The organism is Lonsdalea iberica, assembly GCF_002111585.1.
Classification (GTDB): domain Bacteria; phylum Pseudomonadota; class Gammaproteobacteria; order Enterobacterales; family Enterobacteriaceae; genus Lonsdalea; species Lonsdalea iberica.
Genome location: NZ_LUTP01000011.1, coordinates 76,222 through 99,026 on the forward strand (window position 1 = coordinate 76,222; position 22,805 = coordinate 99,026).

General features: G+C 54.8%; 18 protein-coding genes and 2 pseudogenes. 4 read left to right on the top strand and 16 right to left on the bottom strand.

From position 1 onward, the window contains the following. Positions 1-39: 39 nt before the first annotated feature. From AU511_RS06300 to dsbB, 4 genes are all read right to left on the bottom strand, one after another. Positions 40-603: a hypothetical protein gene (locus tag AU511_RS06300; RefSeq protein ID WP_094109138.1), complete on the bottom strand. Its 564-nt coding sequence runs from the start codon at positions 601-603 to the stop codon at positions 40-42. Positions 604-875: 272 nt separating this feature from the next. After that, positions 876-1,130, bottom strand: coding sequence for a hypothetical protein (locus AU511_RS06305; RefSeq protein WP_094109139.1), 255 nt, complete (start codon positions 1,128-1,130; stop codon positions 876-878). A 254-nt stretch (positions 1,131-1,384) separates the two neighbouring features. Beyond that, positions 1,385-1,840 carry a cupin domain-containing protein gene (locus AU511_RS06310; RefSeq protein WP_094109140.1) on the bottom strand — a complete coding sequence of 152 codons (456 nt, stop codon included), beginning with the start codon at positions 1,838-1,840 and terminating at the stop codon, positions 1,385-1,387. A 237-nt stretch (positions 1,841-2,077) separates the two neighbouring features. Next, complete coding sequence (gene dsbB / locus AU511_RS06315) at positions 2,078-2,608, bottom strand: disulfide bond formation protein DsbB (RefSeq protein WP_094109160.1); 531 nt, start codon at positions 2,606-2,608, stop codon at positions 2,078-2,080. Positions 2,609-3,245: 637 nt separating this feature from the next. Between dsbB and fadR the strand changes: the two genes are divergently transcribed. Then, positions 3,246-3,965 carry a fatty acid metabolism transcriptional regulator FadR gene (gene fadR, locus AU511_RS06320; protein WP_094101443.1) on the top strand — a complete coding sequence of 240 codons (720 nt, stop codon included), beginning with the start codon at positions 3,246-3,248 and terminating at the stop codon, positions 3,963-3,965. Between the two features lie 65 nt (positions 3,966-4,030). Here fadR and AU511_RS06325 read toward each other — a convergent pair whose 3' ends face one another. The 7 genes and pseudogenes from AU511_RS06325 to AU511_RS06355 form a co-directional block, all read right to left on the bottom strand. After that, positions 4,031-5,563: a SpoVR family protein gene (locus AU511_RS06325; protein ID WP_094109141.1), complete on the bottom strand. Its 1,533-nt coding sequence runs from the start codon at positions 5,561-5,563 to the stop codon at positions 4,031-4,033. A 315-nt stretch (positions 5,564-5,878) separates the two neighbouring features. After that, a pseudogene (locus AU511_RS06330) lies at positions 5,879-7,641 on the bottom strand (ABC transporter permease subunit). Beyond that, a complete protein-coding gene (locus AU511_RS06335) occupies positions 7,638-9,158 on the bottom strand; it encodes an ABC transporter substrate-binding protein (protein WP_094101441.1) in 1,521 nt (506 codons plus the stop codon). Before AU511_RS06335 ends, AU511_RS06330 begins: the two are co-directional and overlap by 4 nt. A gap of 17 nt (positions 9,159-9,175) precedes the next feature. Next, positions 9,176-9,982 carry an ABC transporter ATP-binding protein gene (locus AU511_RS06340; protein WP_094109142.1) on the bottom strand — a complete coding sequence of 269 codons (807 nt, stop codon included), beginning with the start codon at positions 9,980-9,982 and terminating at the stop codon, positions 9,176-9,178. A gap of 4 nt (positions 9,983-9,986) precedes the next feature. Then, positions 9,987-10,778: an ATP-binding cassette domain-containing protein gene (locus AU511_RS06345; protein ID WP_100059648.1), complete on the bottom strand. Its 792-nt coding sequence runs from the start codon at positions 10,776-10,778 to the stop codon at positions 9,987-9,989. A gap of 144 nt (positions 10,779-10,922) precedes the next feature. Then, the gene (locus AU511_RS06350; protein ID WP_094101439.1) at positions 10,923-12,197 is read right to left on the bottom strand and encodes a YeaH/YhbH family protein; all 1,275 of its coding nucleotides are present in this window, start codon (positions 12,195-12,197) and stop codon (positions 10,923-10,925) included. Between the two features lie 37 nt (positions 12,198-12,234). Further along, on the bottom strand, positions 12,235-14,169 hold the full coding sequence (locus tag AU511_RS06355) for a PrkA family serine protein kinase (protein WP_094109143.1): 1,935 nt from the start codon (positions 14,167-14,169) through the stop codon (positions 12,235-12,237). A gap of 447 nt (positions 14,170-14,616) precedes the next feature. Between AU511_RS06355 and AU511_RS06360 the strand changes: the two genes are divergently transcribed. Beyond that, positions 14,617-15,363 (top strand): MipA/OmpV family protein, encoded by a 747-nt coding sequence (locus AU511_RS06360; protein WP_094109144.1) that lies wholly within the window; start codon positions 14,617-14,619, stop codon positions 15,361-15,363. A 142-nt stretch (positions 15,364-15,505) separates the two neighbouring features. Here AU511_RS06360 and AU511_RS17865 read toward each other — a convergent pair. Continuing rightward, positions 15,506-16,389 (bottom strand): annotated as a pseudogene (locus AU511_RS17865) (D-hexose-6-phosphate mutarotase). 425 nt (positions 16,390-16,814) lie between these two features. Beyond that, the gene (gapA, locus tag AU511_RS06370; RefSeq protein WP_026742436.1) at positions 16,815-17,810 is read right to left on the bottom strand and encodes a glyceraldehyde-3-phosphate dehydrogenase; all 996 of its coding nucleotides are present in this window, start codon (positions 17,808-17,810) and stop codon (positions 16,815-16,817) included. Positions 17,811-18,166: 356 nt separating this feature from the next. On the opposite strand from gapA, the gene msrB reads away from it, so the two are divergent. Together msrB and AU511_RS06380 are read left to right on the top strand one after the other, a co-directional pair. Then, complete coding sequence (msrB, locus tag AU511_RS06375; RefSeq protein WP_094109145.1) at positions 18,167-18,583, top strand: peptide-methionine (R)-S-oxide reductase MsrB; 417 nt, start codon at positions 18,167-18,169, stop codon at positions 18,581-18,583. Between the two features lie 142 nt (positions 18,584-18,725). Then, positions 18,726-19,007 (top strand): YeaC family protein, encoded by a 282-nt coding sequence (locus AU511_RS06380; protein WP_094109146.1) that lies wholly within the window; start codon positions 18,726-18,728, stop codon positions 19,005-19,007. Between the two features lie 34 nt (positions 19,008-19,041). On the opposite strand, the gene pncA is transcribed toward AU511_RS06380, so the two are convergent. The 3 genes from pncA to sppA form a co-directional block, all read right to left on the bottom strand. Then, entirely contained in the window at positions 19,042-19,692 is a 651-nt protein-coding gene (pncA, locus tag AU511_RS06385; protein WP_094109147.1) for a bifunctional nicotinamidase/pyrazinamidase, read from the bottom strand. A 14-nt stretch (positions 19,693-19,706) separates the two neighbouring features. Further along, positions 19,707-20,723: an asparaginase gene (ansA, locus tag AU511_RS06390; protein ID WP_094109148.1), complete on the bottom strand. Its 1,017-nt coding sequence runs from the start codon at positions 20,721-20,723 to the stop codon at positions 19,707-19,709. Positions 20,724-20,814: 91 nt separating this feature from the next. Further along, a complete protein-coding gene (gene sppA, locus AU511_RS06395; protein WP_094109149.1) occupies positions 20,815-22,665 on the bottom strand; it encodes a signal peptide peptidase SppA in 1,851 nt (616 codons plus the stop codon). Between the last annotated feature and the right edge of the window lie 140 nt (positions 22,666-22,805).

Below are 22,805 nucleotides of genomic sequence, written 5' to 3' on the forward strand. Positions count from 1 at the left end.
GTAGGTTCGTAGTCGGGCGCATTGACGCCGAGCGGTTGATCAATCTCCCGCGCTGCGCTGGGCGCTTTGACTGATTGATTTCAGCATCCTCACTCTGATCAATCCGCTGACGGGTCTGATAAGGTACCAGTACGGCGCAAATTTTCGCTGTGCGTCTTTATCCAGGCAGAGGATCCGTGTCTCTGTTCTCAACCGAGTCGATCTGTTGCCTAATCGCTCAATGGAAAAGCTTAAGGCGAGTTTGGCTGACGCGGGTTCGCTAAAGGCGAAAAAATCTTCTGCATCAACCAGTGGGGTTTGACCGTAATCCGATCTCCAAAACTTCCCTGCCAATCCAAATACAATATCCCGATCGCTTATCTGTTCCAGCAGCGTGAAGTTTTCCATGTTGAAGGGTTTTCGTGATGCGAAATCCTTGCCCTGTAGCCGGTCTAAAAGTCGTATTGGCAGTTCTCGCAAAGTGATGGCACTCCGGAATAAATAATCGTTATCGGGTCGGTAATCAAGCACGGCCGCCATCACCTGTTCAGGTGTTGAAGCGACATTCAATGCGTGTTTTTCGCTGAAATGATAGGTAGGCAAATACTGTTCAATTAAGTCCATGTTGATTTCCCAATGAAGATTTTGATGGAGGGGAGCGTTCCGTGCGGTAAAACATGCCGGCATACCCGTAAGTGGTCAAACCCGACGCAGCGAATAGAGGGCGCAAGGATAAGGCGCAGAGTATAGCAGTACTCAGATCATGAATATTTCTGAATTCAACTAGCGGATTATGGGGCACCGTCGCAGCGATGGGATGACACCCGAATCAACACGATTGAGGCTTTCGTCCCGGCGATGGCGATAGTGAACGCGGCGAAATTGGCCGCGCGCTGTTACTCCTGGTCGGCTTTCTTGACCGCCCCCAGTTTGATGGTTTCAACAATCATATCGTTAATATCCTCCGCTACCGCAGCGGCATCCTCATCGTCCAGCTTGGACAAATGCTCGTAGTCGGACTTCACCACCCGCGTTTCCGCAAGCTTTTTCAGGCTTTCTCTTTGCTCGTCGTTCATGATGGAAATCATGAATCCGATGACGGTTCGCAGCGCGGTCACTTCTTTCAAAAGATAAAGATCGGCAGTAATCATGGTTGGTATGCCCCATTGAATAGCGATGGTGTGTAACCCTCAATATAGCTCATAAATTTAAGGGGGATTGATGCGCGAATAAACCGCCGTCAGCGGAGAGAAATGCGTGCGGTGGAGCGTGAGGAGGTGCAGCGACGGGTGGCAAAAAGGCAGGGTTGGGGAGAGAGAAATTCCGCAGCGCCTCTGGTTTTAGCGCTAGCGAGGTCGTGATGAAAAGCCCTGAAAAAAAACAGGGCTTTTATTACCAAGAAGCTTTATTTTTCGGACGTGAAGTAGTCTTTGTCGCCTTCCATCGGAATGTAGGCACGGACCCACTCATTGCCGTCAATAATTTCCCAGCTATGACCAGGACCTTTCAGATCTTCCGCCAACAGGACAGTACCCGGCGCGATGATGAAAGTAGAGCCGTTGCTGACTTTAAATTTCAGCGTGCCTTTCAGCGTGACCACATACTGCTTTCTCGGGGCGGCATGGGTATTTTTTTCCCAGTCCTCCGTCGAGTTGCTGATCCAAAATTTTTGTGTCGGGATCTTTTCCAGCGCAGGAATACTGCCTTTAACAAAGCTGGAATTGTCACCTTCGACGTTGATAAGTTTGATTGCAGGGATTCTGGTTTCTTCGTTGACTGTGACCTTGACAGATTCACAGTAGCCTTTCAGTGACACGGCCAAAGCTGCAGCCATAAACAGGAACGCTTTTGCTTTTTTCATCTACTCGAGCCTAAAAATAATGGTTTTATTAGCCTGAACATTGTCAGGCTGGCGGAGGATGATAGAGGAAAGCGATAAAAACGCCATCAATCGCTGCCAGTGGTAAAACCGATGAATTGGCAGTCGGTCTAAGGCCTGAGAAGGGCGGGTGAAATACGGGAAAAGAGGAATGTGGTTCGGGATAAAAACGGCCCGGCTGGGTTTTGACAGGCCGCCGGGCGGAAGCGTAAGCGCGGATTAATGGAATAGGTCGCGGCGTTTGGGTCTGAACAGCTGGGCAATCAGCACCAGCGCGCAAACCAGCAGATAGGCGCCGTAGACCACAATCATCCACTGCGGCATTTCCAGTCCCATGAAGTGCCACTGACGTTCGGCACAATCACCCGAGGCGCTGAATACGGCCGGGACCCATTTGTCTAAAGGCAGCCATGAAGGGAAGTTAACGAAAAAATCGCAGGTGGCGAAAGGCGAAGGGTGTAGCTGAATATCCGTATGTTTCAGCGCCAGCAGCAGTCCTTGGAAAGCGCTGTAAAGCCACAGTGCGACGGCCGGTAAACGGAACAGGACGCTGCCCGGCGCGATCGCGCCGAGGAGCCCGGCCGCCATGACGCCAAACAGCGCGTTACGTTGATAAATGCAGAGAACGCAGGGCTTCAACAGCATCACATGCTGAAAATAGAGCGCGATCAGTTCGAAGATTAGGCTGGTCAGCGCCAAAAGCAGCCAGGCCACCCGGCCATGTGAGCAACGGTTTAAATATCGCAACATCAGCAGCATAAAAGTATTCCATGCAAAACGTTCGAATTATAACAGCGCTATCAATTTCGCTGTCCTCACAAAGAGTGATGCTCTCAGTAATAACGACTGTCTGAGAAAAAAAACATCTTTCCTTAAGGGCGGAAGATTTTCGCCATGTAGCGCATACTCTTTTGTTTTTTAAGGTGATATCAGCAAGAAATGGATGTTTTCACCTAAGAGTTACTATACACGATATAGGCGGATGGATGGACTGGCGCGGCAGGTTATATCGGCAGCGGTCACAACAAATATGTGTCAGGCTGTAAATTGTCAGTCGGAGGCAGCGTTATTGTTACCCATCATCTCGTAGACATGCCGCATGAACCGGATAAATCAACCCTGCCGACCCACCCCAAAAGAAAAGCTGCCCAGTATGTGTTCCATGTCATAACTCGACATTTTTCTCTCCCTTAAAACTTCTTACACTATAAAATGAGCCCTTAATAAGAATTTCTCGGTGATGTGAGCCTCAGTGTCGCTGTTTGAGCCGGTACGCGAGGTTCGCTGCTGGATTGTTTTGTCACCCCCGGAAACTATGTGATGGTAAAGGGGTTTGTTATGATGATGTTTACTTTCTTAGGTAAGCATCGCTACGGAATATAAACTTATGGTTATAAAGGCGCAAAGTCCGGCGGGATTCGCGGAAGAGTATATTGTTGAAAGTATATGGAATAATCGTTTTCCCCCTGGAACCCTCCTGCCAGCAGAAAGGGAATTATCCGAGCTCATCGGCGTAACGCGCACCACACTGCGGGAAGTGTTACAGCGTTTGGCTCGTGACGGTTGGCTGACCATACAGCACGGAAAGCCGACCAAGGTAAATAACTTCTGGGAAACCTCCGGTCTCAACATTCTAGAAACGTTGGCGCGTCTCGACCATGATCGCGTGCCGCAGCTCGTTGACAATCTCCTGTCTGCGCGAACGAATATTGCAGGCATTTTCATTCGGACCGCGGTGCGTCAGCATCCCGAACAGGCGCTGGAAATTCTTCAGCAGGCCGATGCGGTGAACGACACTGCGGATGCTTTTGCTGAACTGGATTACACGATATTTCGGGGACTGGCGTTTGTTTCGTCCAACCCGATTTATAGCCTGATTCTCAACGGGTTAAGAGGGTTGTATATTCGCGTCGCCCGTTATTATTTTTCTAATCTCGACGCGCGTGAGCTTGCGCTGAAGTTTTATCGCCAACTCAGCATCTTGTGTCGCGAAGGTCGCTACGAACAGGTGCCGGACACCGTGCGCGAATACGGTAAAGCCAGCGGCGCCATCTGGCATGGTATGCAGAACGCCATTCCGCACGATCTGGCCGGGGGCGGCCGCTGATCTGAGCGAATAAAAAACGGGTAACCCTGTCAAAGCGGTTACCCGTTTTTTTATCTGTCGGATAGTTAGGGCTGATTGCGTGGCGGGCAGCGGTCGATCAGCTCCACGCTCCCATCGTCATTCAACTGCTCCATAAACACTTCAAACCCCCACAGTCGATACACGTGTTTCATCACTTCATGACTGCTCCTGTCGAGTGGGGCCCGGTTTTGCGGGATATAGCGCAGCGTCATCGAGCGGTTGCCGCGCAGGTCGACATTCCAAATCTGGATGTTGGGTTCAATGTTGCTCAGATTGTACTGCGCGGAGAGCTCTTGACGGATTTTCTTGTAGCCTTCCTCATTGTGGATCGCCGCAATTTCCAGATAGTTGTTGCTGTCATCATCCAGCACGGTAAACAACCGAAAATCACGCATCACTTTCGGCGACAGGAACTGGCTGATGAAGCTTTCGTCTTTGAAGTTCTGCATGGCGAAATGCAGCGTATCCAGCCAGTCCGCTCCGGCGATGTCCGGGAACCAGTGGCGATCTTCCTCCGTAGGCTTCTGACAGATGCGCTTAATATCCTGAAACATGGCGAAGCCCAGCGCATACGGGTTGATGCCGCTGTAATAAGGGCTGTTGTAGGGCGGTTGATAAACCACGTTGGTGTGGCTGTGCAGAAACTCCATCATAAAGCGATCGGAGACTTTGCCCTCGTCATACAGATGATTGAGGATGGTGTAATGCCAGAAGGTGGCCCAGCCTTCGTTCATGACTTGCGTCTGTTTCTGCGGATAGAAATACTGACTGACCTTCCGCACAATGCGCAGTACTTCACGCTGCCAGGGCTCCAACAGCGGCGCGTTCTTCTCCATAAAATAGAGCAGGTTTTCCTGCGGCTCAGCCGGGTAACACGACGTTTTTTCCTGTGCCGATTCGTGTTCGCGCCGCGGCAAGGTTTTCCAGAGGTCGTTTACCTGACTTTGCAGATAGGCTTCGCGACTTTTTTGCCGAAGCTGCTCCTCTTCGAGCGAAATTTTCTGCGGACGTTTATAACGGTCAACGCCGTAATTCATTAGGGCGTGACACGAGTCCAGCAGGCGTTCCACTTCGACCACGCCATAGCGTTCTTCACAGCGAGCGATGTACTGACGGGCGAAAATCAGGTAATCGACGATGGAACTGGCGTCGGTCCAACTGCGGAACAGGTAGTTGCCTTTGAAAAAAGAGTTATGACCGTAGCAGGCGTGCGCGATGACCAGCGCCTGCATGGTCATGGTGTTCTCTTCCATCAGATAGGCGATACACGGGTTGGAATTGATGACGATTTCGTACGCCAATCCTTGCTGTCCGTGCTTATACAGTTGCTCGGTCTCGATAAACTTCTTGCCGAATGACCAGTGGGTATAGTTGATGGGCATGCCGATGCTGGAGTAAGCATCCATCATCTGCTCGGAAGTGATAATTTCAATCTGGTGGGGGTAGGTGTCTAACCGATATGACTTGGCGATCCGGTCGATTTCATCCAGATAGACCTGAAGCAAATCAAACGTCCAGTCCGGCCCATCGCTCAGACATTGTGGGTTTTTCACCCGATCATCAATGGATACTGCCATCTGCGCGCCCTCACAATTGCTTGTCACCACATTATCGCGTGACACTGTTTAATCGTAGTTCAAACTGAAAAATCAGTGGCATGGATGTGTATTATTCGGTTGGCGAGAGATTTATCTTACGCCGATGCCGGTTCACCCGCGTAATAAATAAAAGCTATATCAAAGAGGTTCCCGTCATCGGAGAAACCCGTCCGGAGGCGATGCGGGGCGTTGCAATGCCGGAACATGAAAACGACGATGCAGGCTAGGGGAGTCTCACGACCCGCCGGGGTATCCATTGGGCCGTTCGCAGAATGAAGCTAGGCTCACGAACCGTCATCGACGGGATAGATGGCTGAGCGAGACCATGAGCACGGAGAGCAGAATCAATGCGCCGACCGGTGCAAGGACGCTCCAGGGCGCGCGTTCTACATAGGGCATGCCTTCCGCCAGTATTCGCCCCCACTCCGGCGCGGGCGGCTGTTGCCCCAGCCTAGAAAACCCAGTGAAGCCAATGCCAGCGCGATGCCGGGCAGGCGGAGCATGGCGTGGCGCGCCAGCGGCCCCAACAGGCTCGGTAAGGTATATCGCAACAGGCATTGACGGCGACCCATACCCAGAACGGGGGCGATGCGAACATAGGGACGCGCATGAATTTCGGTCACCAGCGAGGCGGTGTGCGCGGCCAGCGGCGCCCAACTGACCAGCATGACGGCGACCGCCGCGCCGGTGATGGAGGGGCCGTACAGCGCGGTCACCACCATTCCCGAAATGACGGGCGGCAGGGCGTTCGTCATTTCAATCGGTCCGGTGAACAGCCGGGGAAACAGACCGATGCATAACCCAAGCACCAGACTCCCCAGCGTGACGATCAGTGCGGCCGCCAAAGTGACGATCGCGCCGTGGGCGACGCGAGCCAACAGGTCGCGCCCGGTAGCGTCTGCGCCGAAAGGCAGCATGAGCGAAGGTTCTTGCAGGCGCATGAAGTCTGAAGAGAGCGGATCGCGCGGTAGTCCGGCGACCAGTAGCAGCGCAAGCAGGCTTCCCGCTAGCGCGGGGATCCAGTAAGCGCCTGGACGAATAGGGGCTGAGTTTATCGGCACCGGCAGTGATGCCGTAGCGATCGCGCGGCCTAGTAACATACGGCGCAGCAGCCCAACACCGCCGCCCGCCGCCGTGGCGATCAGCAGCAGGAGTAGCATGCCGCACTGTAACGCGGGCAGATCCTGCGCGGCCGATGCGCCAAGCGTGGCGCGGCCTAATCCGGGGATAGCGAAGACCTTTTCGACGGCAACCGCGCCGCCGGTCAATCCTACCAGCACCAACCCCACCTGAGGCAGAACCGTTGGGAGCGCGCGGCGCATCACCGCCAGCAGACACGCGGTGCGCGAGAATCCGGCGACGCTCCAGGTGATCAACCAAGGCTCGGCGAAGGTGGACGTCAGCGTGTCGCTGAATAGCTTTCCAAGGAGACCGCCCGCGGGCACTCCCAACGCCAGCGCGGGCAGCACGGCGTACTCCCAGCCTCGCCAACCGTAGGGCGGAAACCACTGCAGCCACACGGCTCCGGCGAGCAGCAAAAAGGCCGCCAATAAAAACTCCGGCATGGCGGTGAGTGCAATGGCAAGAAGCCCGCTGCCGCGCCGAGTGTCCCCGGTGAGCCCTCTGATCACGGTGGGAGCGCACAGAATCACCGTGACGACGAGGGCGACCAACAACGCGCAGCTCATCAGTAGCAACGAGACGCCGGTGGCTGCCAGCATGCCCGGCAATATCGGGTTGCCGGAGACCCAAGAGACGCCGGCATCGCCGTGCAGCAGGCCGACGAGCCATTGCCACAATAGTTGCAACGGGCCTTGATCTAGCCCGTAATGCTGGCGGATTGCCGTCAGCGCTTCTTCCGTCGCTTCTTGCTCGCCGGAGCGCGCGCGCAGCAGGCTTAGCGCCGGATCGCCGCCGGAAAGCCACGGCAGAAGCCCGATCAGCGTCACAATACCTGCGGCCATCGTGAACCGAGACATCAGGGCGAGCGCAGGTCTTGCAAGAAAGACGCGAGCGGAAGTGCGGGCGCAGGTCCGACAAACTAGAGGTTCGATCATGGTATCGGCGGCGCCTCATTGACTGTGGTCTCGCGGGTGATCAGCTCCCGCTCCCGCGGGTCGCGTATCACCTGACGCACCCGGTCGGACTCTCCCTGAATGACCCGCTCATGCAAGAGCGGTATGGCCGCATCGGTGGCGAGGATGCGTCTTTCGGCGCGCATGATAGCCTGACGACGAGCTTCGCCCGCGGGTATCACTGCGGCCTCTTGCAATGCCTGATCGACGTCGGGATGGCAAAGTTGCGAGAGGTTGAACGAACCGTGACAGGCGAAGTCGCTGTAGAGGTAGGCCACGGGGTCGCCGGAGTCCAATACCGTCGCGCGGGACAGAATGAAGGCATCGAATTTCCCGGCGAGCGCATCGGACTCAATTTGAGCGTACTCTCGCACCTCCTGTTTAACGGTGAAACCGGCCGCGCTAAGTTGTTGCGCCAGATAAACGGCCACCTCCGGCAGCTCGGTGCGATCGCTAAAGGTCGCCAGCGTGATGGTCGCGCGATGAGGCGCACCAGCGGGTGTCGGCGAGGGGATTGGTTGACGTAGCGGCGCCGCCCACTGCAATGCCGGCCCCAGCAGCCCGACCGCTACATCCGCTCGTTGTTCATATACGCCGTTAACCAGCGCCGCGCGATTAATGGCATCGCGCGCGGCGGCCCGTAGCGCCGGATCGCTAAACGCGCCCCGGCGGGTGTTCAGGTATAGCGTATTGGTGCGCGGCATTGGGACTTCATGCACGCGGGCCGGGTCCAGTAACGGCGCCTGGGAGACAGGGATCGCTTCGACGACATCCGCAGACCTTGTTCGCAACGCGGCGGCACGCGCCGCGCCGTCCGGTACAAAATCAACGTCAATTCCAGGCGCAGCGGCAGGCGCACCCCAGTAACGTTCAAAGCGATCGAGATGTGCGCTGGAAGTGCCGTTGACGTGGGTTAGCACAAACGGACCAGTTCCTGCCTTAACGGGATTGACGACGCCATTTTTTCCGTAGGCGGCGGGCGAGAGGATCGCCAACTGAGGGCTGGATAAACGTTGCGGTAGTAGCGGGTCGGGGCGCGCCGTTTTAATGATGACGGCACGATCGCCGTCGGCTCGAATCGTCAGTTCAACGCCGTCCAGAATACGCGGTTTGGGAACCGCGCGTGTCGCCGCGGTCAGCGCGTTGACTACTGACGCCGCATCCATGCTGCTGTCATCATGAAATTGAACGCCGGGGCGCAACGTCAGATGCCAAGTCGTTTCGTCCAACGGGCGCCAGTGTGTCGCCAGCGCCGGCTGCGCGTCTCCGTTGGCATCAAGTTTCACCAGCGTTTCAGCGGCGCTCCAGCGGGAGAGCTTAAAGGCGTCATCGCTAAAGGGAGACAAACCGGAACGAGGCGGCAACAACATAGCTACCCGGATACGCGGCGAGGCGGCGCCGTCCGCGGACGGCGTTTCCGTGTCGAAACAACCGCCAAGTAGCAAACTACCGATCAACACGGTAGAGGCAGGGCGTTTGAGACCTAAAAGGAGCTTCATTCAAAATCCTTCTTATTTTAATTGCGCGTCGGCGACAGTGCGGTTGATAGCACGGGGACGGCGGCCAGTAGCGAGGCACTCTGGGGGTGAGCCGGTTGTGTCAGGAGCTGAGCAAGCGGGCGATCCTCTACGATCCGGCCTTGATGCATTACCAATACCCGCTCGCACAGCGCCGCAACAGCGGAGATATCGTGTGAGACGACCAACAGGCCCATCTGCTGCTGGTGGGCAATCTGAGCCAATAACGTGATGATCTGCTGGCGGAGCGGGAGGTCCAGTCCGCTGACCGGTTCATCGGCCAGCAGAAAGCGGGGTTTCAGCGCGATAGCGCGGGCAATGGCGACTCGCTGGGCCTGTCCGCCGGAAAGTTCCTGCGCGTTTTTCGTCAGTAAGTCCGGCGACAACGCCACCTGTTCGCACGCCTCCTGCACGGCATGCGCTATCTTTCCGCGATAGCCTAGCCGTCGTAGCGGCTCGGCTATCAATGTGAACACGCTAAGATGCGGCGCCAGCGATCCCGCGGGATCTTGCGGGATGTACTGGACGCGCTGGCGATACCAGCGCAAAGCTGATGCCCGGCCGGGCCGGATGAGGCGTCCCTCACAGCGGACCTCGCCCTCGGACAGCCTTTCCAGCGCCAGCAGCGCTTTCAGCAACGTGGATTTACCTGAGCCAGAGGCCCCCACCAGACCCACTCGTTCTCCCTCGTCGAATTGCAGATTGATATCGCTCAGCGCCTGGGAGAAGCGTGGACGCTGGAGCCATCGACCGGGCAGCAGGTATTGGTGAGCCGCCTGCGACACCTGAAGAAACGGCGAACTCATCGGATCAACTCGCCCATTGCAGTGACGGTGGCGAGGGGATCGCCAGCATTGGGTGCTGCTGGCGTGCGGCGTCAACCAGTGTTCGCGTGTAGGCATGCCGTGGGTGGGTGAGTAATGTGCGGGTCTCGCCTTGTTCAACGATATGACCATCCATCATCACCAGCAGGCGCTGGCACAGTGAGGCGGCTACGGCGATATCGTGCGTGATAAATAGCAGCGCGGAATCTGCGTTGTCGTGGCTATAGGCCCGTAGCGTGTTCAGCACCTGCGCCTGTGAAATGACATCGAGCGCGGTAGTGGGTTCATCGGCGATCAACAGAGGGCGTCGACAGAGCAAGGCCACAGAGAGGCATATGCGCTGGCGCTGACCGCCAGAGAGTTCTCCTGGGTAGCGCGAAAGAATCACCTCAGGATCGTCAAAGCCCACGGAAAGCAGTAGGGCGTGAAGCGGCTGAGGCGAGAGGCCGGTCGATTGCATGGCCATTCGCAGCTGTTTTCCGACGGTCACCAGTGGATTGAGCGACGTCGAGGCGTCTTGAAAGATAGCGGCAGGGCGACAGCGGGCTGGACGACGCTGTATCGGGCTTTGGGCGATTTCCTCTCCGTGAAGTCGAATGCTGCCGCAAACCTGGGTGCCGGTGGGGAGCGCGCCGAGCAGCGCCCGAGCGGTGAGCGACTTCCCGGAGCCGGAAGCGCCCAGCAGGCCGACGCGTTCGCCTGCCGCGACGGAAAAACTGACATCGCGAACTTTTGTCTGGCCCTGAATCGCTAATTGCAGGCGGGTAACTTCTAGCACGGGTCGATCTCACATAGCTCATTATTGATATGTGATAACATAACAATAATATCGTGAAAGATAAAGTTGCGCGTGGGATAGGATGGAGAAGGGAGGCGGCGTTGTAAAAATCAGCCAGCGCGGGTGCGGCTGGCTGAAAATGGGTCAGTGGTTGATGGTTTGCTTGTGAAACAGTTCGCGGAACACGGGATAAATATCGTCCTGATCGCGAATATGCTGCATGGCGAAGTTCTCGTACTTTTCCTGCAGACGTTCGTATTCGCGCCACAGCGTTTGATGAGAGCGCCGCGTTATCTCGATATAGCTGTAATAGCGTACGAAGGGCAACAAATGACTGGCCAGCAGATCGTGACACAGCGGCGAGTCATCCGCCCAGTTATCGCCATCCGACGCCTGCGCCGCGTAAATATTCCACAGCGCGGGATCGTAGCGCTCCTTAACGACTTCCTCCATCAGCTTCAGTGCGCTGGACACAATCGTGCCGCCGGTTTCCTGCGAGTAGAAAAACTCCTCCTCGTCGACTTCTTTGGCTTGCGTATGGTGCCGGATATAGACGACCTCGACGTTTCTGTAAGAACGGCTAAGGAACAGATAGAGCAAGATGTAGAAACGTTTGGCGATATCCTTGGTCGCCTGATCCATCGAGCCGGAAACATCCATCAGACAGAACATGACCGCCTGGCTGGAAGGCTCCGGCCTGCGTTCAAAGTTCTTGTATCGCAGGTCGAATGTGTCAATAAACGGCACACGCGCAATACGCTGCCGCAGGTCGGCGATCTCCGCGCGCAGCCGATCCTCTTCCAGCAGTTGGGCGGGTTCGGCGTTCTCCAGTGTTGCGAGATGTTCTTCCAGCGCGTGTAATTCGCGGCGCTTCCCCGCCGTCATCGCCATGCGGCGGGCGAGGGAGTTTTGCAGCGATCGTACGACGCTGATGTTGGCGGGCACGCCGTTGGAGGTGTAGCCCGCACGGTGGTTTTTGTACTCCGTCATCTGTCGATGTTCGGTTTTTTTCAGGTTGGGCAGCGCCAGATCCTCGAACAGCAGGTCGAGATATTCGTCTTTGGATATCTGAAAAACGAAATCGTCCTGACCTTCGCCATCCTGGCTTGCTTCGCCCTGACCGGAACCGCCGCCGGCGCCTCCTTGCGGTCGCTCAATTTTATCATTCTGCACGAAGTGGTCGTTGCCCGGGTGAACGCGGTGGCGTACGCCACCGCGACCCTGATGGAACATCGGTTCACTGATATCCGAATTAGGAATCGTGATCGACTCCCCAGTCTCCACATCGGTTACCGAACGCTTGTTGATGGCATCGGCGATCGAATGTTTTATCTGCGACTTGTAGCGGCGCAAAAAGCGCTGGCGGTTAACCGCGCTTTTATTTTTACCGTTTAGCCGGCGATCGATGAAATAAGCCATATTTCCCCCAAACGACGTTGCCTGTCGGTCTGTCGCATTAAGACGACTTTCTCACGCGCAGGTACCATTCGCATAACAATCGAACCTGCTTGCGGGTATAGCCTTTTTCCATCATACGGTCGACGAAGTCATCGTGTTTCTTCTGCTCCTCGGTTGAGGTCTTGGTATTGAATGAAATCACCGGCAACAGCTCCTCCGTGTTAGAGAACATCTTCTTCTCAATCACCGTTCGTAATTTTTCATAGCTGGTCCAGTTTGGATTGCGACCATTGTTGCCCGCGCGAGCGCGCAGCACAAAGTTGACGATTTCATTACGGAAGTCTTTCGGGTTGCTGATGCCCGCCGGTTTCTCGATTTTTTCCAGCTCGCTGTTGAGCGCTTCGCGGTCGAACAGCTGACCGGTATCGGGATCGCGGTATTCCTGATCCTGAATCCAGAAGTCGGCGTAAGTAACATAGCGATCGAAGATGTTCTGACCGTATTCCGAATAGGATTCGAGATAGGCGGTCTGAATCTCTTTGCCGATAAATTCCGCGTATTTAGGGATCAGATAGCCTTTCAGGTGCTCCAGATATTTTTCCGCCACGTCCTGCGGGAACTGTTCGCGTTCAATCTGCTGTTCCAGCACGTAGAACAGGTGCACCGGGTTGGCCGCGACTTCGGTGTGGTCGAAGTTGAACACGCGAGACAGAATCTTAAAGGCGAAACGCGTGGACAACCCCTGCATGCCTTCATCGACACCGGCATAGTCCCGATATTCCTGATAGGACTTGGCTTTCGGGTCCGTATCTTTCAGGCTTTCCCCGTCATACACCCGCATCTTGGAATAAGTGCTGGAGTTTTCGGGGTCTTTAAGACGCGACAAGATCGAGAAGCGCGCCAGCGTTTCGAGTGTGCCTGGGGCGCAAGGCGATTGGCTCAGCTCACTATTTTGCAGCAGTTTGTCGTAAATCTTGACCTCTTCCGACACGCGCAGGCAGTACGGGACTTTGACGATATACACCCGGTCGAGGAAGGCCTCGTTATTCTTGTTGTTGCGGAACTGCACCCATTCCGATTCGTTGGAGTGAGCCAGAATGATGCCGTTAAACGGCAGGGCGGCAATGCCTTCCGTGCCGTTGTAGTTACCTTCCTGCGTCGCGGTCAGCAGTGGGTGAAGCACCTTGATCGGGGCTTTGAACATTTCCACGAATTCCATGATGCCCTGGTTGGCGCGGCAAAGTGCGCCGGAGTAGCCATAGGCATCGGGATCGTTCTGGGCGAAATGCTCCAGTTTGCGGATGTCCACTTTCCCCACCAGCGCGGAAATATCCTGGTTATTCTCATCGCCGGGTTCGGTCTTGGCGATGGCCAGCTGCGCGAGTATGGAGGGCCAGACTTTAACGACGCGGAACTTGGTGATATCCCCGCCGAACTCCTGGAGCCGCTTGGCAGCCCACGGCGACATGATGGTGCCAAGATAACGACGCGGCACGCCATACTCTTTTTCCAATATGGCGGCATCTTCATGTGGATTGAACAGGCTCAGCGGGTGGTCGTTCACCGGGCTGCGTTCGCCGTCGGCGCTGAGTACGTAGATGGGCACAAGCTGCATCAGGGCTTTCAGCCGTTCGGCAAGAGAGGATTTACCCCCGCCCACCGGACCGAGCAAATACAGAATCTGTTTCTTTTCTTCCAGACCTTGAGCTGCATGGCGGAGATAAGCGACGATTTGCTCGATCGCTTCTTCCATACCGTAAAACTCTTCGAAAGCAGGGTAGCGGGCTATGACCCGGTTGGAAAATAAACGGGAAAGACGTGGTTCTTGCGCGGTGTCTACCATGACCGGATCACCGATAGCCATCAACAATCTTTCGGCAGCATTCGCGTAAGCACTGCGATCCTGCTGGCAAATGTTAAGGAACTCTTGCAGAGTGAACTCTTCGTCTTTGGCAGCGTCGTAGCGCTGACGGTAATGATCAAATATGTTCATAGCGATGCCCGTCCTTCGTCGATTAACAACACAGAATAAGAGAGCGAGAGTATGAATACCGCCTATATAATGGTTGGCTCTCCTAAAGAAGAATTCCCCTTCAGAGTACAGCAACCCTTATGCCAACTTGTGACGTGTTACGCAGGTTCAACATCAACCTGCGCGGCAAGGGGATGTTGTCTTCATTTTAAAGCGTAGTTTGCCTCGGTGAAATTTCCTCTATTCTTCATTGGGCTTTTTAATATATTTCAATGACTCAGTTCGTTGTGACAGGGGGGATCCCCCTATACAACGGGTCTGAACGAGTATGCCAGAGCGACCTTCCGCCACTAGAAAAAATGGTTATAAGTTATCCGTTTCAGTCTGTAGTAGCGTTCTTTCTCCGCCGTGACCATAATGACAGCCTACTCCCACGGGAGGGTCGATCGGAACAGGAGAACGTGAGCAGTGAAAAAACTTAAATCAGTAGGTATCTCGCTGGCGCTGAGCGTGACGGCGGCGTTATCCGCACAGGCGGAGACCTTTTCTCTTGGGGTGGGCGCCATCGGAGAAACGTCGGTTTATCGCGGTGACGATAACCACATCTACCCCTTCCCGCAGGTGGTGTATGAAAGCGATAACTTCTATTTCCGCGGGTTGGGCGGCGGCTACTACCTGTGGAATGACGACCAGAATAAACTTTCGTTGACCGCCTACTACAACCCGTTCGGATTTAAGCCGGGAGACAGTGACGACGGCAGCATGAAACAGCTGGATAAGCGTCGAGGCACGCTGATGGGCGGGGTGGCTTACCGTCATGATGCGCAATGGGGAACAATCCGCAGCGTTCTTGCCGCCGACACGCTGGGCAACAGCGATGGCGTCGTATGGGATACGGCATACCTCTACCGCATCGATGCCGATCGGTGGCATTTCACGCCGGGGATTGGCGTTAACTGGTCGAGCGCTCGACAGAACCGCTACTACTATGGGGTGAGCAATAGCGAGTCAGCACGTTCGGGCATTCAAAGCTATCGGCCGGGAGACAGTTGGGATCCGTATCTGGAGCTGAGCGTGGGGTACACCATTACGCCTCGCTGGAACACCTGGATTATTGGTCGCTACACCCGTCTTAGCGATGAAGTGAAAAGCAGCCCAATGGTTGAGAAAAGCGATAGCCTAATGCTGGGCGGCGGAATCAGTTACGCCTTCTAAGCAGGAATGCACCATCTTTGTGCTTCGAACGCACCGTGTACGTCAGTCAACGGTGCGTTTGCTTTGTGATGAAGCATCATCCCATTAAAAGGGGCGGCACGACGACTCGCGAACCGTACCGGCCTTGCACTCACAAATAAGATTATTTTGCGTTCGTGGAATGAACGCGTATGGACGTCGCCAATTTAGCCGGCGCATGCCGGGTGATGTTAAATGGTTGACTGATACGGGCAGTTTCCACACACACGAACGTTTTGAAACCTTCATCGGTGAGATCCGACATCGCTTTGGACAGCTGTTCTCCTGGGTTCCAAGCAACGACATCGCTTTGGTTATGGTGGTGCACTTCTATAGTGCGCTCAAGCACCGGATCGTGGATAACGCTGATCGCTTTAGGTTCGGTATAGACCCGGTCGATGCGGTCGGGGAATGAGAGATCGCCTTGCTGGAGGCCGGGATTCTCCGGGTCGACCTTATCGATAAAGCGCTCACCCAGCCCGCTGACGTGCGCGCGGCTGATGTCCCCGATATTGAAATAAGTATGCAGAGCGCTGGTTATGCTGTATTCCCCTTCGAACTCCAACTCCACATCGCAAGACATTTGAGTGAGTACGAAACGCGCATCCACCTTAAACGCCTGCGGCCAGATGGCGCGCGTTTCCTCATTGTCGCGAAGCGTGAGAGTCAGCGTAACGCCGTCCGCATCATCGATATGGGATGAGAATGCCCAAGCATAATGCGCGCAAAGCCGTGACTGGGTTCGGCCACGGGACCAAACCAGGGGAAACAGACAGGAATGCCGCCACGAATAGCTTTCCCTTCCTTAAAAAGCGTGTTGTCGCTGAGCCAAATTACCGGCGCGGTGCCGGTGGGCTGCCAGGCGATTAAATGGGCCCCTTGCAGTGCGACGGCGGCTTTCAGCTGCGGATGGTCAATGACCACAATCGGCAGTTGGTCTTGCTGACGCAGCGTAATATGGGGGGAAATCGTTTTGCTGACGGGAAGGGAAAACAGGGCATCAGTCATGGGCAGGCCTATTCATCTATGAGTAGAAATCAATGATGAATATTGTGGCACTCATGACGTCATTCCCCAATAGGAATTCGCCGTCTCGTCGAACCGTGTCAAAAAACAGCGTTATTGGCTTCCATGCCACCTTGCCTTTGGACGTTAACGAATGTCGCTTTGTTTGGGCAGAGGATGTCGCTCGCGGACATGAACCCTCGTAACTTGCCGAGAAAAGACGGCAGCAGATGTCGTGATGCGGATGAGAACAACAAATCGGTCAAGCAGTCTGAAAGGGGTTATAGAACGTCGTGTGGGGTGGGGGACATGGCACTCAATGGCGCGAGAGAAGCCATCGCGCTGTGAAACCGACGTGCATCGAGATCATTGTGCATTAAAAAGGGCGACTTGCGTCGCCCTTGATTCAGTTTCCGAACTTTAGCTCATTATTTGGAGATGTGAGCAACCAGATCCAGAACCTTGTTGGAGTAACCTGTTTCGTTATCGTACCAAGCAACCAGTTTCACGAAGTTGTCGCTCAGAGCGATACCGGCTTTAGCATCGAATACAGAAGTCAGTTTTTCACCGTTGAAATCGGTAGAAACAACGGCGTCTTCGGTGTAGCCCAGAACGCCTTTCAGTTCGCCTTCAGAAGCTTCTTTGATTGCAGCACAGATAGCGTCGTAAGAAGCGCCTTTTTCCAGACGTGCAGTCAGGTCAACTACGGATACGTTCGGAGTCGGAACGCGGAACGCCATACCAGTCAGTTTACCGTTCAGAGCCGGGATAACTTTACCTACAGCTTTAGCAGCACCGGTAGAAGACGGGATGATGTTCTGAGATGCGCCGCGGCCGCCGCGCCAGTCTTTGTGAGACGGGCCATCAACGGTTTTCTGAGTAGCGGTAGTCGCGTGAACAGTGGTCATCAGCGCTTCAACGATACCGAATTTGTCGTTGATAACTTTAGCCAGCGGTGCCAGGCAGTTAGTGGTGCAAGAGGCGTTGGAAACGATATCCTGACCAGCATAGTCTTTATGGTTAACGCCCATAACGAACATCGGAGTGCTGTCTTTAGAAGGACCAGTCAGTACGACTTTCTTAGCGCCAGCCTGGATGTGTTTACGTGCAGTTTCGTCAGTCAGGAAGATACCTGTAGCTTCTGCAACGACGTCAACACCCGCTTCGTTCCATTTCAGGTTAGCCGGATCGCGTTCTGCGGTAACACGGATGGTTTTGCCGTTAACGACCAGATGACCGTCTTTAACTTCAACAGTACCGTTGAAGCGGCCATGAGTGGAGTCATACTTCAGCATGTAAGCCATGTAGTCCGCATCTAACAAATCGTTGATTGCAACGATTTCAACGTCTGAACGCTCCTGGGCAGCGCGGAAAACAATACGGCCGATACGGCCAAATCCATTGATACCTACTTTGATAGTCATATATTCCACCAGCTATTTGGTTTGTGAATAAAAGGTTGGCTGTAAAATTACAAAAACCTTCCCGAGGGTCAAGCGGAATCGTGTCAATAGTTGCTGTATGTCAAAACTATGGGCAACCCTTGCACGATAAATCATCTATTCGGTCATTTCAGTTGTTGGACAACATGATAGGAGCATTGGCCGGGTATGAGAACACCCGATGGGGGTATTATTGTGACATAGATCACAATTAGCACCCCGTCAGGCTTTAGCCTATCGCAATAAGAGGCCAAATAGCGTTTCGAGTGTTAATTTTTTGTAGTGCTAACGGTCTATACTCTTTAACACGAGTAATAACTTCCTTTGTGAGCAAAGCCATGGACAAAGACCTTTCCGACTCTATTCAGCGCGATAACCTGACGGAAATACAACGATATGTTACCCAACAGCGGGGAACTGAACCGCCGTTTTCCGGCAAGTTGCTGCATAACAAGCAGACCGGCATTTATCACTGTCTATGTTGTAAACAACCCCTGTTTTATTCGGATGACAAGTTTGACTCCGGCTGTGGCTGGCCCAGTTTTGATCAACCCGTGTCTGCGGAGGCGATTCATTATCTGGATGATAATTCGCATAATATGCATCGAGTGGAAATTCGTTGCGGCAATTGCGAGGCGCATCTCGGGCATGTATTCCCTGATGGCCCCAAAGAGACGACCGGCGAGCGTTATTGCGTCAATTCAGCCTCGTTAAGTTTTATCGATGCGGAAAACAATCAAGAAATAGAAGGCTAGAAGTCTATCTAATTGAATCGTTTCAGCTAAAAGCGGCTCTACTCGGGGCGACGGTACGTGAAGGCACGGTAACACGGGCATTTGTACTGTGTATTGGGGACCTCTACAGCCACCTACATGCACGAATCAAGGAATGTGGACTATGCAGATTGAGGATGTGTTAAAAGCGATGACGCCGGAGATCTATCAGCGTTTGGTGACGGCGGTGGAATTGGGTAAATGGCCCGACGGCGTGGCGCTGACTCTGGAACAGAAAGACAGCGCCATGCAGATGGTCTTACTTTGGCAGTCTCGCCACAACGTAGAGGCCGACCACATGAGCGTCAACCAGCAGGGCGAAATCGAAATCAAATGTAAACAGGCGCTTAAGCAGCGGTTTGATGCGGCAGCCAAGCCGATTATGGTGTTGAAACCGCAGGACTGACGGCGTTGACCTTATTGTCTTCGCCACCAGTTATCTAGCCTTGCGAGGAGGAGAGTGCGGTGATAAAGGCCTGCGACTCCGTCAAGATCGCGCCCTGAGCCTGCATCTCCTCGAGTGCCTTCTCGCTGTCTGTGGGTCCTAGATTGACTCCGCGACAGCCGTCTACCAAGACCTCAGTACAATACCCCAGCATTAGCGCATCCAGCACCGTGTACTTCACACAGTAATCTGTCGCCAATCCCATGATGGCGAGGGCGTCTACGTGATGGGCGCGCAGCCAGTTGTCTAATTCGGTTTTTACCCGATGGCCGTTATCAAAAAAAGCGCTGTAGCTGTCGATGTCCCTGGCGGTTCCTTTGTGGACGACCCAGTCAATAGCCTGCCGATTGAGCGCCGGGTGGAACTCGGCGCCCGGCTCGCCGGCGACGCAGTGCACCGGCCACCACACTTGTGGTAGTCCCTCCAGCTCGCCCAGTTCGCCGATCGTCGTGCCGGAATTCACGGCAAAGCTGCGATGTTCCGCCGGATGCCAGTCCAGGCTTGCTACCACGGCGATCTGCGCGTTTTGACAGGCGGAGATCGCACGGTTAGCCACCGGGATGACGCTGTCGCCCTCGCTGATGGCCAAGGCGCCGCCGGGACAAAAATCATTCTGCAAATCGATCAGTAACAGCGCCTTCTTCATGCGGCCTCCGAATTTTAGCTATTGCTGAGTTCACCCCGCAGATCCTGCTGCATCAACCGGCGGATAGCGTCAGGGGACAGATCTTCGCGACTCAGTAGATAATGTAGCTTGGTAAGCGTCGCTTCAACGGTCATATCAAAACCGCTGATCACGCCGGCCTGCGACAGTGCGTTGCCAGTCGCATAGCCTTCCATGTTGACGCAGCCGGATATGCACTGCGTCAAGTTGACCACAATAATGCCGCGATCGGACGCTTCCCGCAGCTCTTGCAGAAACGCTTTGTTCTGCGGCGCGTTGCCGACGCCGTAAGAGCGCAGAATCAACGCCCGAACAGGCTGAAGCAGGAAGTTGCGTACCACGTCGGCGGAAATACCGGGGTAAATAGTGATAACGCCGATGGGCTGGGGGGTGATGTCATGAACGACCAGCGGCTCCGTCGACTCAGCCAGCGGCGCCGAGGAGAGGCGGCGAATGTGGATGCCAGTTTCCAGCAGCACGGGGTAGTTGGGAGAGGAGAACGCATCAAAGCCGTCGGCATGAGCTTTGGTGGTGCGATTGCCGCGCAGTAGCTTGTTATTGAAGAACAGACTGACTTCGTTAATAGGGTGGTTGGCCGCCACATACAGCGCGTTCAGCAGGTTGGTTTGTCCATCAGAACGCAGTTCTGCCAGTGGGATCTGTGACCCTGTCACGATGACCGGTTTAGCCAGATTCTCTAGCATGAACGACAGCGCCGACGCCGTGAAGGCCATCGTGTCTGTCCCATGCAAAATCACGAAGCCGTCATAGTCGTCGTAATGCTGCCGTATGTCGTTGGCGATGATCTGCCAGTCTTCCGGCGTCATATCCGAGGAGTCGATCAGCGGCGTATATTCATGAATGGTAAAGGATGGCATTTCCGGCCGATGAAACTCGGGCATCTGGGCCAGCTGCTGCTGGAGATGGCCTGAAACCGGGATATAGCCCTGAGCGGAGTGTTGCATGCCGATCGTGCCGCCCGTATAGGCGACATAAATGGATTTCTTTTGCATGGGTGTGATTACGTCAAAATCAAAAAATGGATTATAGAGCGAAGCGAGGGGAAAAGCAGCCCGGCGATTGTCCGCCGGGCGGGTAAAGCGATTAGCGAACGTTGCCGCAGCTTAGACAAATAACATAGCGATGTTGCGGGTCAGTCAGTTTAGTCGACAGAGACGGTTGAGCGCGCAGCATCTCGCTCAACTCCGCGACGGGGGCGGGAAAGAGTGTCTGCAATGCCTCGGGAAGCGTTGCGTATACCGAGCCTCGAACCTGATTAAAGAGCACATCCATCACCCCTTCATCCTCTTCGAACCAGACCAGCTGATGATGATCCAACTTGGCTAACTCTGCCGCCTTCTTCACCGCATCGTCGAAGTCGCCTAGCGTATCGACCAGGCCGTTGGCTTTTGCATCGTTGCCGATCCAGACGTGGCCCTGAGCGATTTCGTCCACCTGTTCTGGGGTCTTGTTACGGGACTTCGCCACCAGAGAGAGGAAGTTTTTGTAGCCTCGCTCAATATTGACCTGCATCAGTTGGCCGAATTCCGTCGGCAGCGCCTTGGTCATAGACAGATCGGCTAGCGGTGAGGTGGCGACGCCGTCAGTATGAACACCGACGCTGTCCAACGTATTCTCGACCGTGTTGATCACGCCGAAGATGCCGATGGAACCGGTAAGCGTACTGGGGCTGGCGATAATGGCGTTAGCTGGCGTGGAGATCCAGTAACCGCCTGAGGCGGCCATGCCTCCCATCGAGACCACCACTGGTTTGCCAGCCTGGCGTGCGGCGGCCAGCTCGCCACGTATTTGTTCGGACGCGGTGACGCTGCCCCCTGGGCTGTTCACGCGCAGGATGATGGCTTTCACCTTGGTATCAAGCCGGGCATCGCGGATTTGTCCGGCCGTCGTATTACCGCCGACATAACCTGGCGCCTCGTTGCCATCGACGATCATCCCGTTGGCGAAGATCACGGCAATCTGGTTGTCGTCCGGCTGAGGATCGGTGAGCGTGTAGTCATAGAAAGAGGTGTAATTAAAGTCTTTGCTTTTAGCATCCCAACCAAAGGTCTTGATCAGCTTTTGTTCAATGACCGAGCGGGAAGCCACCTCATCCACCAGTTTGTTATCCAGCGCATAGCGTGCGGTATCGCCGTCCACCGCGCGCAGGGCGGCGAGCAGGCCGTCGGCGCCGGGGAAGAGCTGCTGAGGCGTGATTTCACGATTTGCGGCTATCGTCGTCAGGTAGTTTTGCCACAGGCTGTTGACCCAACGACCGTCGGCATCCCGTGCGGCGGGGGACATGTCATCCCGGATGTAGGGCTCGACGGCGGATTTATAGGTGCCGACGCGGAAGATGTGCGTGGTGACCTTAAGCTTATCCAGCAGCGTTTTATAGTAGAGGTTGTTGGTGGCGAAGCCGTGCAGGTCGATGCCGCCCTGCGGCGTCAAGAAAATCTTGTTGGCGTAACTGGCCAGATAGTACTGCGACTGGTCATAGTTATCGCCTACGGCGTAAATCGGTTTGCCCGTGTCGCGAAATTCACGCAGCGCTTTGCCGATATACTGCAGTGACGGCTGATCGGCACCGACGAAGTCGGACAGATCCATCACCATGCCGGTAATATTGCGGTCGTTTTTGGCCTGCCTAATGACGTCAACGACGTCAAATAGCGAGTTTTCCTGATTGCGATTGGCGGACACGCCTAAAAACTCGCGGCCAAACTGCCGCAGCTTATTATTCACTGAGGGTTTGTCGACGACGACGCCGGTGATGTTCAACATCAGCGCGCCTTTCGCAGTTTCAGGCGGAGTCGCCTTGAATTGACTAAAGATACCCAGGCCAACCAGGATCAGCATGATAAGAAAAATATTGAGGATGAATTCCCGGATGAAGTTAAGCAGGCGCCACCCCCACTTAAAGAATCCGCTGAAAATCCGCCACATCGTGCGCATGATAACTCCGAAAATGGGAAAAACAGTTTAGTATCCTAATGAGCGGACAGGTAAAAGTCAGCTTTTTATCTTGCCCGGCGCGGCGCCACAGGTTGTTAACTTGTAACAAAACTTCTGGCTGTGCTAACGTTGCGCGCGAT